Below are 15,189 nucleotides of genomic sequence, written 5' to 3' on the forward strand. Positions count from 1 at the left end.
AAAGGTATCAACCCTGGTTCACACGCCGGGGTTTTTTGTGTTAGATATATCTATTGTATATTGTATTCGACATTTTTTATATAATTTTGTATTTTTAAATCGACATTTATGGAACCTTTATTTGTTTTTCAGGAAAATATATTAAAAGGTGTCACAAATAATTTCAGGAGATCATTGTTTTCAGAAATAAACTGGGAGCAGCGTATGATAGGAATAAAAGGTTCACGTGGCGCAGGTAAAACTACCTTAATGTTGCAGCATTTTAAGTTTGATCTGAAAATGCCTGAAAATGCCCTTTATGTGACTGCCGATCATACCTGGTTTTACAATCACAGCCTTTTGGATACGGCAATGGACTGGTACCGGCAGGGTGGAAGGTTGTTAGTAATAGATGAAGTTCATAAATATCCTAATTGGTCGCGGGAATTAAAAAATATATATGATGGAATTCCGGAAATGAAGATTATTTTCTCGGCCTCTTCTGCATTAGATATTTATCGTGGCGAAGCAGATTTAAGCAGACGGATAATCAGTTATCTGCTACCGGGGCTGTCTTTCAGGGAATATCTTTCTTTTTCTGAAGGATACTCTTTTGAACGGATTGGTTTTGCTGACTTATCTGTAAAACACCGGGATTTTGGCAGGTCGGTTCTGGAAAGAATACAACCATTGCCCTATTTTAAAAAATATCTTAATAACGGCTATCTGCCTATTATAGCTGAGGGGGAAAACGAATATCTGTTAAAACTTTCACAGGTAATTAATACCATAGTAGATACTGACCTTGCGTATATCGCTTCTTATAATAGCGGCACAGCTATTAAAGTAAAAAAGCTACTTTCTGTAATAGCCGAATCCACACCTTTTAAGCCCAACATTTCGGCACTTGCCAGAAAATTGGATTTAAGCCGGGATAGTGTTTATCAGTATCTCTACCAGTTAGTAGATGCCCGTCTTTTAAATGTCTTATCAGCTGCCGGTAAGGGAGTGTCTCAATTACAAAAACCAGATAAAATATATCTCGAAAATACCAATCTTATATATGCTCTTACAGAAAAACCTGAAATCGGAAATATCAGGGAAACCTTTGTGCTAAACCAGTTGCTCAATGCAGGGTTCCTGGTAACAGCGCCTCTATCAGGTGATTTTTTAGTAAATGACACGGCAATAGAAGTTGGTGGAAAAGGGAAAACGGCCACACAGGTTAAAGAAAATAAGCATTACATTATTGCTGCCGATAACATTGAAATAGGTATAGGCACTAAAATACCTTTATGGATTTTTGGTTTTTTATATTGATGCCTAGCCCTTTCTTATTTCATATTTAGCACAGCAGAACGCTGTAAATGGCAGCAGCACGATCATGGCCCATCCCCATAAGAGTGTAAACTGCCCTGCAATTATTGAAAGCAACGCTGCATAAAAGGGATAGCTCAGCAATAAAACGCCAAACATTACAGAGTCGTAATGATCTGTTTTGCCGAAGAAAAGCTTAACAACCAGTTTGGCAAACCAGTATAAGGGCGCGTGCAGCAGAGCTCCGGTTAAAGCCGGCGATGCTAAAAGCAGCTTTACCGTGATTGGTGTGCTGCCGAATGTACTTTCCAATGCAGTCTTATCGTTTTTACCGATCTCAAAAACCAGCGGCTGTAATTGTTCCCTTAATGTTTTATTAAATAATGCGTTCCGCTCTCCATCAGTGATTGGTGCTGCAAACTGCCCGGCTTCTAAAAAATTGCCAAAGTGTACAATCACTTTTTTCCCGTATTTCCTGAAAGAGCTGTAATTAATTCCGGCAGGCAATACTTTTAGCGGAATTCCTTCATCCCATGCCTTAAATGCCAATCTTGCGGTCCCTTTTTTAAGCGGTCTTAGATGCCATTCGTTTATACAAAGTCCTTCGCTGAATATCAGCACAGCTTCTTTTTGTTTAAATAGCTCAATACAGGTATTAAAAGTTTCATAGTTGATGTTCAGATTTTCTGAGCCTTCTCTTATGCGGTACACGGGCAGCATTTTAAGGGAACGCAGCAAACGAAATATACCTTTATTTTTAAATGCATCTCCCCGTGCCAGTGATGTAACAGGAATATCAAAAAGAATATCAAAAATAATAGCATCTAAAAAAGAATTAGGGTGGTTACTTGCTATAAGCAACGGCCCACCGGTTTTTAGCAGTTCTTTTTTATCAACATTTATAGAATGAAAAAATAAATGAATGATGAAGCGAACATATATTTTAAGCGCATGATAAATCAAAGTTGAACCTGTTAAATGTCAGCAATTTATATAAATAACAAGAAATGTTTTCATTTTCTTAAATTTTTTGAAAATTAAAACGAATCATGACAGTACATGACAGTTACAGGTATTTCATTACTTACTTTCGGTTTGTAAAGGATTTTTGCTTACTATATCGAAAATAATCATTCATGAACGCTTTACTGGGAGTTATTTTTCATTTTATCGGTGGTTTTGCATCGGGCAGTTTTTATATACCTTATAAAAAAGTAAAGGGCTGGGCCTGGGAATCTTACTGGCTTATAGGCGGATTGTTTTCATGGTTAATAGTGCCCCCCATTGCTGCATGGCTTACTATTCCCAATTTTACAGAGATCATCAGCCACGCTAACAGCGCTACACTGGGTTTTGCATTTCTGTTTGGTTTGCTTTGGGGCATTGGAGGACTAACCTATGGTCTTGGCGTAAGGTACCTGGGTGTATCGCTGGGCAGCAGCATTATTCTGGGGCTCTGTATGGTTTTTGGGGCGCTTATTCCTGCTGTTTATTACCAGTTCTCACCTGAAACAGGAAAAGATACAATAGGTTTGTTAACCGGTACCACGTGGGGTATAGCCGTTTTGTCGGGATTGCTGGTTTGTATAGTGGGGATCATCGTTTGCGGAAAAGCCGGTATGATGAAGGAAAAGGAACTGGCGGGAACCGGTGTTACCAACTCAGATCCTCATGCAGTAGGAAATGCGGACAGTGAGGCACATCTCTCTGGTAAAGACGAATATAAATTTGGCTTGGGAATAGTAGTGGCTATTATTTCAGGTGTTTTAAGCGCCTGTTTTAATTTTGGTATAGAAGCTGCCAAACCCATGGCAGAGGTAGCTAATGAATTGTGGAAAGCGGCTCATCCCGGACAGGGCGAGTTTCTTTATCAGAATAATGTTTCCTATATCATCATTCTTTGGGGAGGGCTTACTACTAACCTGATATGGTGCCTTATTTTAAATGCACGTAATAAAACTTTTGGAGATTATACCAATAGCAGAACACCTCTTCTCCGTAATATCATTTTTTGTGCTTTGGCCGGTACTACCTGGTTCCTGCAGTTTTTCTTCTATGGTATGGGTGAAAGTAAAATGGGGAACGGCCCAAGCTCATGGATATTGCACATGGCATTCATTATACTTATTGCCAATATATGGGGATTGATATTAAAAGAATGGAAAGGCGTGAGCAAAAAAACACTGAGAACCGTGGTATTAGGTATTATTATTATCCTGGCATCGGTATTGTTAGTAGGCTGGGGTAATTCATTGAGATAGTGCTTTTTTTCTGATGGCTCTATGTATAGGTTTGTCGGTAATCCATCCCCTGTTTAAATGGAATCTTAACTTCTATCTATAAAAAATAATGAGGATTATAAAGGCAATCGCTTTCCGGTGAGCCTCAACAACAACTTGAATTATGGCAACAGACACTAAGACTTTTAAACATGTTAGTTATTTATGGGATGAAGCAAAAGCTGCCGAGCTCGCAGGCGATGAAGTAGCATTGCTGATCTATCGCTCAAATTTGCTGGGTGCCGATTTACGGCTTACCAACTATGGTGGAGGAAACACGTCTTGTAAAGCAATAGCGAAAGACCCGCTTACCGGCCAGGAAACTGAAATTATGTGGGTAAAAGGCAGTGGAGGCGACCTGGGCACATTAAGAAGAAGCGGCCTTGCCGCTTTATATGTAGACAAGCTGCGCAGTCTTAGAAATGTGTATCGCGGTCTGGAATATGAAGATGAAATGGTAGAGCTGTTCAATCATTGTATTTATGATCTGAATTCCAAAGCTCCTTCTATTGATACGCCGCTGCATGGCTTTCTCCCTTTTAAGCATATAGATCATTTACACCCCGATGCTGCTATTGCAATTGCTGCAGCAAAAGATGGTAAAAAAATTACCGAAGAATTATTCGGAGGTACTATTGGCTGGGTGCCCTGGCAAAAACCAGGCTTCGAGTTAGGCTTAATGCTGAAGCAATGTCTGGATGAAAATCCTGGTATCCGCGGCATTATGTTAGGCTCTCACGGTTTGTTTACCTGGGGCAATACAGCTTATGAAAGCTATATCAATACTTTGGAAGTAATTGAGAAATGCGCAGCATATATTGATCAGAACCTTGGCAAAAAAGGCCCTGTTTTTGGTGGTGAAAAAATACAGGCTTTACCTAAAGCAGAACGCCTGGCGAAAGCTGCTGCCCTGGCGCCTTTACTGCGTGGCTTTTGTTCTTCCCATATAAAAATGATCGGACATTTCACCGATGATGACCGTGTTTTGCAATATATTAATTCTAATGATCTGGAAAGGTTGGCGCCGTTAGGGACTTCCTGCCCCGATCACTTCCTGCGTACCAAGATCAGCCCGTTGGTATTAAATCTTTCTACAGGTGAGAACCTGGACGACATAGCTGCGGTAAAGGAAAAAATTGCTCCTTTGTTTGAGGATTACCGCAAAATGTACGCCGACTATTATAATACCTGCAAACATTCCGACAGCCCTGCCATGCGCGACCCTAACCCGGTTATTATTATTTATCCCGGCGTAGGTATGTTTGCTTTTGCAAAAGATAAACAAACGGCAAGGGTAGCCGCTGAGTTTTATGCCAATGCGATTAATGTGATGCGCGGTGCCGAAGCGATTTCTGAATACACTTCTTTGCCGAGGCAGGAAGCCTTTAATATTGAATACTGGTTACTGGAAGAGGCCAAACTACAACGTATGCCCCGGCCAAAACCATTAAGCGGGCGTATTGCTTTAATCACCGGCAGCGGTGGTGGCATAGGAAAAGCTATAGCCCGGAGGTTTGCGCAGGAAGGAGCATGTGTGATTATTAACGATATTAACCAGGAAAGAATAGACGCTACTACGCTGGAGTTTCAGAAGGCTTTTGGAAAAGATGCTACAGCTTCAGTAACCCTGAATGTGACAGATGCAGAATCCATTGCTGCAGCGTTGGATGCCACTGTGCTGGCTTTTGGAGGTGTGGATATAGTAGTGAACAATGCCGGTATCAGCATTTCAAAAAGTATAACAGAACATTCGGTTGAAGAGTGGGACAGGCTATACGATATATTGGTGAAAGGGCAGTTTATGGTTTCAAAAGCTGCCGTGGCTGTTATGCGTAAGCAAAACTTATCTGCAGGACAGGAGGGTATTGGCGGAGATATCATCAATATCGTTTCTAAAAATTCGATTGTAGCAGGCCCTAATAATGCAGGCTATGGTTCTGCCAAAGCGGCCCAGGCGCATCTTTCCAGACTATTGGCAGCGGAGCTGGGCAGTGATAGGATACGTGTGAACACAGTGAATCCCGATGCGGTTATTTCTGATTCCAATATCTGGGCAGGAGGTTGGGCCGAAGGTCGTGCCAAAGCCTATGGTATTACTGTAGAAGAGCTGCCCGCTTATTATGCTAAGCGCACTTTAATGAATGAAATTATTTTACCTGATGATATCGCTAATGCCTGCTTCGTATTTGTAAGCGGCCTGCTCAATAAATCTACAGGTAATATACTAAACGTAGATGGTGGCGTGGCACAGGCGTTTGTAAGGTAAGCAAGATCTATAAGCTTTTTTAGACCTATAGATCTGAAAGGGTGGTTAAAGAATCTTCATATAGCAAAGCAATAAGGGTTGGTGATTGTCCAGTCAGCTAACCCGTTTTTTGAGTAAAAGGAAAGAGGCGGATATAATGGTATATGCCGGGTTATTAAAAAACGTATAAATTGAACTGATTAAATATTTTGAATTATGATTTTAAATAAATCGCAGATTGATGCACATAATGAGAAAGGGCTGGCCCGGCACAAAAAAAGCTTTGATTACATATCGGGTGAGTTGGCTGATACCGAAGGGGTTATTAAAAAGCTGACAGATTTCCAGGTAGCAATACCATCGTGGGCTTTAGGTAATGGTGGCACACGTTTTGGCCGCTTCAGCGGTGGCGGTGAGCCGGCTACCCTTGAAGAAAAGATGGAAGATATAGGATTACTACATCAGCTTAACCGGAGCAGCGGGGCTGTTTCCCTGCATATTCCATGGGATATTCCTAAAGATGCAAAAGCAATCAAAAGCCTGGCCGCCGATTTTGATTTGAAATTTGACGCCATGAACTCCAATACTTTCCAGGATCAGAAAGATCAGGTGCTGAGCTATAAGTTCGGGTCTATGCAGCATGTGGATAAAGCGGTACGCCAGCAGGCCATTGATCATAATATCGAAGTGATTAAATACGGGGAGGAGCTGGGTTCGAGTTCGCTTACTATATGGCTGGCAGATGGTTCCTGCTTCCCGGGCCAGCTCAATTTCAGGAATGCCTTTAATAATACCCTGGAAAGCCTGCAGGCAGTATATGCCGCGTTGCCTGAGAATTGGAAAGTATTTGTAGAATATAAGGCATTTGAGCCTAATTTTTATTCTACTACCGTTGGCGACTGGGGCCAATCCCTCCTGTATACCTCGAAGCTGGGCAATAAGGCTTATACTTTGGTGGATTTAGGTCATCATTTGCCCAATGCCAATATAGAACAGATTGTTGCTTTATTGTTGAACGAGAAAAAGCTGGGCGGGTTCCATTTTAATGATAGTAAGTACGGCGACGATGATCTGACAGTGGGCAGTATTAAACCTTACCAGTTGTTTTTAATTTTCAGAGAGCTGGTAGATGGAATGGACGCGCGTGGTATGAACCATGCTACGGATCTGGGCTGGATGATTGATGCCAGCCACAATGTAAAAGATCCGCTGGAAGATTTATTGCAAAGCGTGGAAGCCATCCTGCTGGCGTATGCCCAGGCATTACTGGTTGATGCAAAAGCTTTAGGCCAGGCACAGCTGAATAATGATGTAGCGCTTGCCCAGGAAATTTTACAAACGGCTTACAGAACAGATCTACGTCCCTTGCTGGCGGAAGCAAGATTAAGAGCCGGCGGAGCGTTGCAGCCATTGCAGTTATACCGCGATGCCAATGTGAGAAAGGAATTGATCAACAAAAGGGGTGCCGTTACTGTTGCAACAGGGTTATAAAGAAGCCTCTGGGCCGGGCCAAAAGGCTCCTTGATGTCATATTGAGACTGATGACATATAACAATCAAGGGTTTAACCTTCGTCAGGCTCAGGCTGACAGCCCTTTTAAGACTGCATATTGTTTTTGATAAACAAAAACATTTATGTGCTATATAAATTTGTTTATAATTAATTACTAATTATCCTTGATTCCTGTAATTGCCATATTCGATATAGGTAAAACAAATAAAAAGTTTTTCCTTTTTAATGAAGATTATAAAATTGTAGAAGAGCTGTCTGCCAATTTTGATGAGATCGAAGATGAAGACGGGTTTGCCTGTGAAGATATCAGGGCGCTTAGCAAGTGGGTGATTGATACACTCCACCAATACCTGGTCAACGATACGTATGATATAAAGGCGATTAACTTCTCAACCTATGGTGCCAGCTTTGTGCATTTGGATGAACAGGATAACCTGGTTACACCGTTATACAATTATCTTAAGCCATACCCGGATCGTATCGCGGAAAAATTTTATAACACTTACGGAACCAGAGAAACCATAGCATTAAGCACGGCTTCCCCGGCTTTAGGGAACCTCAACTCCGGGTTGCAATTATATTCATTGAAGCATTATAAACCCCTGCTATATAATAGAACTACCGTTTCGCTTCACTTTCCGCAGTACCTGGGCTTCCTTGTAAGCGGTCAGAAATATTCTGACATCACCAGTCTGGGATGCCATACCGCTTTATGGGACTTTGCAAAAAACGGCTATCATCATTGGGTAACCGCAGAAAGCATTGATAAAAAACTGGCTCCTTTGTTTTCTTCTTCCACAGCTAGGAATGTGGTATATAATGGCAGGCCGCTGAAATGTGGGGTAGGACTGCACGATAGCTCTGCGGCCTTTATTCCTTATATTCAGAATATTGATGAGCCTTTCCTGCTGATTTCTACGGGTACCTGGTGTATTAGCATGAATGCCTTTAATGACACTCCTTTAACAAAAGCAGAATTAGAACAGGATTGTCTGTGCTATATGACTTTTGAAGGGAATACGGTGAAATCTTCCAGGCTATTTGCCGGTTATGCGCATGAGCAGGCTGCAAAAAAGCTGGCGCAGCATTTTAATGTGGTTCCTAATTATTTTGAAAAAATAGCTTACGATAAAGAGCTGATAAAAGAAGAGCCGGAGCTAAACGATCTGCTGGATTTTGATCCTTCCTCCTACAGTACTTATGAAGAATCCTATCTCAATTATATCAGACATACGGTAAACGCTCAGGTACGATCCACTAACCTGGTGCTGAATAGCCAAGTAAAAAAGATGTTTGTAGATGGCGGATTTGCCAAAAACGAAACCTACATGCAATTGTTAGCCGATGCCTATCCGCAGATAGAAGTATATGCTGCTTCGGTGTCGCAGGCCACGGCAATGGGGGCCGCCATGGCTATTCATAAAGACTGGAACCATCTGGAGCTTCCTGCCAATGTGGTAAGTACGAGGAGGTATTATGCGTTGGATGGACAGGAGTAAATTGTAAAGACATTGTTGTCCTGCTCTGTATTGTCAGGTTTATTCGTCGTTCCTGATTTTTCATTGTTTAATAATTTTCCAATGTCCGCCTTTATCGCTACCAATGCGTTCAATCTTACCTTCGGTTTTTAGTTTTTGAATGTGTTTTTGAATGGCAGAAGAATTTATCCCCAATATTTCGGAAAGCTCGTTTCTCGTTATTTTTGGATTTCCTTTTATAAGTTCCAGAACTTCTGACCACCTTTTCTGACCACCTTTTCTGACCACCTTTTTCTGACCACTTTTTTTCCCGGGGCCTTCATTTATAGTGTTAATGTATTGAACGTGCATTTCTCTGTTTTTCAGGATATTGTTTTCGCCAAGCAATAGGTTTCCGAAAAAATGCAGTAAAAATTTATCGGTAGCGTGAATGTTCTTTGTGAGGTTGCTGTAATTGGCTCGTACCAGGGCATTGCGGAAATACCAAGAATGTTGCTCAAATAATTCGTTATTTACTTTAAAGCCAAATGTACGCAGGTATTTTATCAGGAAAATGGCCGTTGTTCGGGTATTGCCTTCTCCAAAAATGTGTATTTGCCACAGGTATGAAATAAAATGCGCTATGTGCTCTATAATTTCCTGCTGACTTAGTCCTTTGTAACTAAATTGTTTCTCTTGCTGAAAATCATACTCCAACGTGGCTTTTAAACTGTCTGCGCTTGCGTATAAAACCGTTTCGCCATTTAAGACCCATTCCTGTTTTGTGATGTTGTAATCACGGATTTTACCTGCGTATTTATAAATTCCCTGAAACAACCTGCGATGAATAGTAAGATATTCGGCAGGCGAGAACGTAAAGGTCTGCTCGCCCAAAATTTCGGCAATACGGGCAGAAACCTTGTCGGCTTCTTCGGTACGGTCCCGGTTTCTATTGGGATCATTTTTTACGGGGTGCTGTTTATAATAACTGTCTATTCGCTGTTTTACTTCTTCAATGGTAATATGGCCTTCAATGTTTTGCCTGGCAGCTTCTATGAGATAATCAGAGGGTTTTAGCCCATCCACTTGCTGCAAGCCGATAGCTGCTTTCCAAACTTTTGCTTTTTCAGCTTTGTTGGGCTCGCCCTGCCGTAAGTATTCTTCAAAATTATCCATTTCCTGAGCTATGAATTTCTAATTGAGCTGTTTATTATGTGTTATGCTTTTGGATGTATTACCTATTTGATCGTTTACAAAATTACTTTTAAAATAACCATATTCATTATCTATGATCAATTTTCTATCAGGGTATAAATTGGAGAATTCGCAGGTGGTTTTATCCTTTATTGGTATTGTATTACCTACCCGTCGCGCAGGAGGGATCTTTCGTGTATTTTTTCATTCAATAACTCTTCTGTTGCTTGTTTTGCGCTGCGGTCGTTAATCTTACTCCTAACGTTTTGGGGCTTGGCGTTCGGGCGTGAAAGTCTGCAGGAACTTTCACGGTTGAACGTCAGCCCGCCTGACGCCAAACCCTTGTTGGCGGTTCGTTTTTTATGTTTTCGCAACTAAGAAAAATTCTCCGCTTGCTGGAACAAAATTGTCGGTTCTGTCTTTAAAATATTTTTCTGTCATATCTTTTGTTGAAATGGTTTGGATTTCTTTCAAACCTACTTCCTGTGCAAGTTCTACAATCTCGTCAACACAGAAAAAACTTACAAAAGGTGTTCCAGAAGCTGCTGCTCCTTTTATTGCAATTTCTTGCATTGGCTTGTCTTCTTGGTCAAGTTGTTCCAATGGTAAATAAAATGCTATTGCAATTGTTGAACCTGATGCAAGTGAAGTCATTTTTCTTAGTGTGTCTGTAATTGCTTCTTTGGTAAGATAAAGCGTAACTCCCGTGCAAGAAACAAAAGTCGTTTGTTTAGTGTCAAAACCTTTGTTTAAAAGCGCTGCCCACCAAGACGATGTTTCAAAGTCAACAGGAACGAAATGAAGATTGTAGGAGATTTTGTAACCGTTTTCAATTAGTTTTTCTTCTTTCCAAGCTAATGTGTCGGGTTGGTCAATTTCATAAATGTCAACCTGCGAACTGATTTTAGTATTTCGTTGAGCAAAACTGTCAAGTCCCGCACCAAGCAAAACATATTGCTTTACGCCTTTTGCAATTTGTTCTTTGGCTAAGTCCTCAACAAATCTGGCACGAGCAACAATAGAAGCCCGAAGTCGCTTGGTATATTTCATATCGGGACGTTCCTGCCAATCTTTTTCGGGTTTGATTAAGTCATATCCAACTTTGTCCTCAATGATGTAGGGCTTGTCGTCTGTCAAAACGTGTAATGCTCGCCATAAAGCTGTCCGCAATGCTGTATTGTCTGGTTGTTTTATTGTCATAGAATTTGTCTTACGCACGGTGTCCGTAAAATGACCGCCAATGCTCAAATATACAAAACACCTTCCGTTAATCACACCAACTCCCGGCAGACAGGTGTACGACAAATCGCCCTTTTTGATACAAACTTTATTATGTTAGGAATGCTGCTACCCTCTCCTTTGGAGAGGGGTCGGGGGTGAGGTCTGGCTAAACAGGTTTAAAATAGGTGAATTTGTCGTACACCCCGACAGACTTACGTAATAGCCGCACGTCTTGTAAAAAGGCCTCCTAAAAAATATTTGTTTGTTTTTTAATACTGCATTATCTTGCAGGCGTTCATGTATATCAATCATACACATATTAGCGAACTTACTCCTGTAGCCGTGGCTACAACTACAACTATTATTACAACCCGTTAAGGGTTGTACTTTGCCATATCACCACCTGGGCCTTTCGGGCCGCTTCTGAGAAAAAATCATATATCATTTCATTTTAATTATTATAAACCATGCAGGTTTTGAAATTTGGCGGCAGTTCTGTAGCCAATGCAGAAAATATAAATAAAGTTGTAGCTATTGTAAAGCATGCAATGGAAAAAGGCAACACCATTGTAGTGGTTTCTGCTCTCGGAGGTGTTACAGACCTACTGCTGAATGCAGCGGTTACCGCAGCAAAAGGTGACGAAGAGTACAGGCAGTTCATTTCCGAAATTGAAAAGAGGCATTTTGATGTAGTAAAAAATCTGATACCGGTGGCTCATCAAAGCCACTTGTTAAGTCTTGTAAAAACGGCTATCAATGAAATTGAAGACATCTGCAATGGTATTTATTTACTCAGCGAGATAACCCCGCGCACAAAAGACAGGCTGGCCAGTTATGGGGAGTGGCTTTCATCGCAGATCATTGGGGCAAAGCTGCAGTTCGATGGAGTGGAGTTGCAATGGAAAGATGCTAGAGAGCTGATTAAAACCAACAGTAATTATACGCATGCTCAGGTCAATACCGATGTTACAAAAGCCAATATAATTGCTTATTTTAAAGAAGCGCAAAACAATGCGTTTATTCTTCCCGGGTTTATTGCATCCGATGCCGAAGGCGTCACCACAACAATTGGCCGTGGCGGATCTGATTATACAGCTGCTATTATTGCTGCTGCTTTGGATGCGGATGTGCTGGAAATATGGACCGATGTGAGCGGTATGATGACAGCCGATCCCCGCCTGGCTGCTAATGCAAAGGTGATTGAAAAAATAACTTACGGAGAAGCGATGGAGCTTTCTCATTTCGGTGCAAAAGTGATCTATCCGCCTACCTTGCAACCGGTAATGAACAAAAATATTCCTGTATGGATCAAAAATACTTTTGTTCCAGGAGATGCGGGTACCCTTGTTTTAAATCATGAGCGGCCTGGCGATAGCAGTTCCGGCGGGAATATTATCAGGGGTATTTCAAGCATCAATAACCTGGCTTTGCTAAGCCTTGAAGGTAGCGGTATGATAGGTATTCCCGGTTTTTCAAAAAGGCTGTTCGAAGCATTAAGCGCCGAACAGATCAATGTAATATTAATAACACAAAGCTCATCCGAACATTCTATATGCGTTGCTGTTGATGCGGCTAAAGCCAACATAGCTAAATTGGCTGTGGACCGGGCATTTGCCGGGGAGCTGGCCTTACGCCAGGTAGAGCCTTTGAGAGTTGAAACAGGCTTGTCTATAGTAGCATTGGTAGGTGAGCAAATGAAAAGCCATCCGGGTGTAAGTGGAAAAATGTTCAGTGCCCTTGGAAGAAACGGTATTAACGTACGGGCGATAGCACAGGGCTCATCAGAAAAAAACATCAGCGCAGTGATATCCACTGCCGATGTTCGCGAAGCCATCAATGTTTTGCATGAAGACTTTTTTGAAACTACTTACAAGCAGGTGCATTTATTTATTGCAGGAGTTGGAAATGTAGGGGCTAAATTATTGCAGCAAATAAATAAACAGTTAGACGCTCTGCAAAAACACCTCAAAATAAAGATCAATGTTATTGGTATCAGCAGTAGCAGGAAAATGCTGCTGAATGACAAAGGAATTGATCTGAAGAACTGGGAGCAGGAGTTGGAGCAGGGCGAAAAAGCTTCATTGCCCGTATTTATTGGTGAAGCGGCAGAAAAGAACCTGCGTAACTCCATTTTTGTGGATATTACAGCAAATGCTGAAGTGGCAGGCGTTTATGAAAAGTTATTGCAAAAAAGTATTTCTGTGGTAGCCTGCAATAAAATTGCCGCTTCTTCCGATTACAGGAATTACAGGAAACTAAAGGAGCTGGCACAGGAGTATAACTGCAAATTTTTATTCGAAACCAATGTAGGCGCAGGATTACCGGTTATTGGTACATTGAATGATCTGGTACATAGTGGAGATGAAGTGTGTAAGATAGAAGCCGTATTAAGTGGCACATTAAATTATGTTTTTAATAATTATGACGGATCCCAGACATTCTCAGCAGTAGTGCGCCAGGCACAGGAAGAGGGATACACAGAGCCTGATCCAAGACTTGATTTAAGCGGCACCGATGTAATGCGTAAGATACTCATCCTTGCCCGGGAAGCAGGCTATGAAATGGAAATAGAAAATATCAGCAACAATAGCTTTATGCCCGAAGCATGCATGCAGGGCAGCGTGGAAGCATTTTACGAATGTATGCTGAGCTACGAGGCGCATTTTAAGAAGTTATATGATGATGCAAAAGCAAAGGGCTGCAAGTTGAAATTTGTTGCTACATTTAACGGGGGAAAAGCATCTGTAGGCCTGCAGCACATAGCTCCTGAAAATGATTTGTACCATTTATACGGAAAGGATAATGTGGTGTTGTTTTATACATCCCGCTATACCGATCAGCCGCTGGTAATAAAAGGTGCCGGTGCCGGCGCTGATGTTACGGCAAGCGGTGTATTTGCAGATATTGTAAGAGCGGCAGTATAAAAAGGTGTACGATGTATGGAATACGGCGTACGAATCAAAACGGCCATACATCGTATACCGTACATTAATAATAAATTATGCGTATAAAAATAAAATCTCCCGGAACAATAGCCAACCTGGTGTGCGGCTTCGATATATTGGGCCTGGCCATTAACGAGCCTTACGACATTATGGAGTTTGAGATAATAGACGAGCCAGGTGTGATTATTGAAAATAAAGATGATTTTAATTTGCCTACCGATCCTGAGAAGAATGTTGCCGGTGTTGTTTTGCTCGCTGCACTGGAAAAAGCAGGTGTGAATAAAGGTATAAAGGTATCTATAGAAAAGCATATAAAGCCAGGCAGCGGTTTAGGATCCAGCGCGGCAAGTGCAGCCGGCGCAGCCGTTGGAGCTAACAAAGTGCTGGGTAATATTTTTTCGCAGGAAGACCTGATACAGCTGGCTATGATCGGCGAAAAGCTGGCAACAGGAGTAAAACACGCAGACAATATTACACCCTGTATTTTAGGCGGTGTTACGTTGATACGTTCCATTCACCCGTTAGATATCGTGCCGCTTGCCAGCCCCGACCTGTTTGTAACAGTGGTGCATCCTCAAATAGAGGTACGTACCTCCGATGCCCGCCAGATATTACGTAAACAGGTTTTCCTGAAAGATGCCATCAAACAATGGGGTAATATAGCCGGTCTGGTTGCAGGCTTTATGAGCAATGATAAAGCGCTCATTGGCCGTTCGCTGGAAGATGTCATCATAGAGCCGGTTCGCAGCATTTTAATTCCGGCATTCGATGAGGTAAAGGCGAAGTGCAAAGAAGCGGGCGCATTAGGAGGGGGTATATCCGGTTCCGGCCCTTCTGTATTTATGCTTAGCGAAACCGAAGATATTGCCAGGGAAGTGGGAACCATCATGAAGGCGGAATATGATAAGATCGGTATAGAAAATTATGTATATGTAACTACTATTAATAAAAACGGGGTAGAGGTGGAAATGTAGAATATTGAATGTAAAATGTAGAAGTGATTAAACTATCTTCATCTTCAACTACTTTTCAACTTTCCT

The 15,189-nt window shown here is 41.6% G+C and carries 10 protein-coding genes; 7 read left to right on the forward strand and 3 right to left on the reverse strand.

What is annotated here, in order from left to right:
• Positions 1-108: 108 nt before the first annotated feature.
• Entirely contained in the window at positions 109-1,299 is a 1,191-nt protein-coding gene (locus tag ACYVBM_RS15005; RefSeq protein ID WP_460686499.1) for an ATP-binding protein, read from the forward strand.
• A 3-nt stretch (positions 1,300-1,302) separates the two neighbouring features.
• On the opposite strand, the gene ACYVBM_RS15010 is transcribed toward ACYVBM_RS15005, so the two are convergent.
• Positions 1,303-2,259 carry a 1-acyl-sn-glycerol-3-phosphate acyltransferase gene (locus ACYVBM_RS15010; protein ID WP_460686500.1) on the reverse strand — a complete coding sequence of 319 codons (957 nt, stop codon included), beginning with the start codon at positions 2,257-2,259 and terminating at the stop codon, positions 1,303-1,305.
• A 173-nt stretch (positions 2,260-2,432) separates the two neighbouring features.
• On the opposite strand from ACYVBM_RS15010, the gene rhaT reads away from it, so the two are divergent.
• The 4 genes from rhaT to ACYVBM_RS15030 all read left to right on the forward strand — a co-directional run bounded on the left by rhaT (position 2,433) and on the right by ACYVBM_RS15030 (position 8,831).
• On the forward strand, positions 2,433-3,557 hold the full coding sequence (gene rhaT / locus ACYVBM_RS15015; protein ID WP_460686501.1) for an L-rhamnose/proton symporter RhaT: 1,125 nt from the start codon (positions 2,433-2,435) through the stop codon (positions 3,555-3,557).
• A 142-nt stretch (positions 3,558-3,699) separates the two neighbouring features.
• Complete coding sequence (locus ACYVBM_RS15020; protein ID WP_460686502.1) at positions 3,700-5,841, forward strand: bifunctional aldolase/short-chain dehydrogenase; 2,142 nt, start codon at positions 3,700-3,702, stop codon at positions 5,839-5,841.
• A 195-nt stretch (positions 5,842-6,036) separates the two neighbouring features.
• Positions 6,037-7,311 (forward strand): TIM barrel protein, encoded by a 1,275-nt coding sequence (locus ACYVBM_RS15025; RefSeq protein WP_460686503.1) that lies wholly within the window; start codon positions 6,037-6,039, stop codon positions 7,309-7,311.
• Positions 7,312-7,496: 185 nt separating this feature from the next.
• The gene (locus ACYVBM_RS15030; protein WP_460686504.1) at positions 7,497-8,831 is read left to right on the forward strand and encodes an FGGY-family carbohydrate kinase; all 1,335 of its coding nucleotides are present in this window, start codon (positions 7,497-7,499) and stop codon (positions 8,829-8,831) included.
• Between the two features lie 60 nt (positions 8,832-8,891).
• Here ACYVBM_RS15030 and ACYVBM_RS15035 read toward each other — a convergent pair whose 3' ends face one another.
• Positions 8,892-9,965: a Fic family protein gene (locus tag ACYVBM_RS15035; protein ID WP_460686505.1), complete on the reverse strand. Its 1,074-nt coding sequence runs from the start codon at positions 9,963-9,965 to the stop codon at positions 8,892-8,894.
• Positions 9,966-10,343: 378 nt separating this feature from the next.
• Entirely contained in the window at positions 10,344-11,183 is an 840-nt protein-coding gene (locus ACYVBM_RS15040; RefSeq protein ID WP_460686506.1) for a class I SAM-dependent methyltransferase, read from the reverse strand.
• A gap of 488 nt (positions 11,184-11,671) precedes the next feature.
• Between ACYVBM_RS15040 and thrA the strand changes: the two genes are divergently transcribed.
• Together thrA and ACYVBM_RS15050 are read left to right on the forward strand one after the other, a co-directional pair.
• Entirely contained in the window at positions 11,672-14,128 is a 2,457-nt protein-coding gene (gene thrA / locus ACYVBM_RS15045; protein ID WP_460686507.1) for a bifunctional aspartate kinase/homoserine dehydrogenase I, read from the forward strand.
• 77 nt (positions 14,129-14,205) lie between these two features.
• Positions 14,206-15,123, forward strand: a complete 918-nt coding sequence (locus ACYVBM_RS15050; RefSeq protein ID WP_460686508.1) for a homoserine kinase — start codon at positions 14,206-14,208, stop codon at positions 15,121-15,123.
• The last annotated feature ends 66 nt before the right edge of the window (positions 15,124-15,189 follow it).

The organism is Niabella aquatica (assembly GCF_054779315.1).

Bases quoted from the DNA above. Each gene is read 5' to 3' on its own strand.
- ACYVBM_RS15005 (WP_460686499.1), top strand. From the start codon at position 109: ATGGAACCTTTATTTGTTTTTCAGGAAAATATATTAAAAGGTGTCACA.
- rhaT (WP_460686501.1), top strand. From the start codon at position 2,433: ATGAACGCTTTACTGGGAGTTATTTTTCATTTTATCGGTGGTTTTGCA.
- ACYVBM_RS15020 (WP_460686502.1), top strand. From the start codon at position 3,700: ATGGCAACAGACACTAAGACTTTTAAACATGTTAGTTATTTATGGGAT.
- ACYVBM_RS15025 (WP_460686503.1), top strand. From the start codon at position 6,037: ATGATTTTAAATAAATCGCAGATTGATGCACATAATGAGAAAGGGCTG.
- ACYVBM_RS15035 (WP_460686505.1), bottom strand. From the start codon at position 9,965: ATGGATAATTTTGAAGAATACTTACGGCAGGGCGAGCCCAACAAAGCT.
- ACYVBM_RS15040 (WP_460686506.1), bottom strand. From the start codon at position 11,183: ATGACAATAAAACAACCAGACAATACAGCATTGCGGACAGCTTTATGG.
- thrA (WP_460686507.1), top strand. From the start codon at position 11,672: ATGCAGGTTTTGAAATTTGGCGGCAGTTCTGTAGCCAATGCAGAAAAT.
- ACYVBM_RS15050 (WP_460686508.1), top strand. From the start codon at position 14,206: ATGCGTATAAAAATAAAATCTCCCGGAACAATAGCCAACCTGGTGTGC.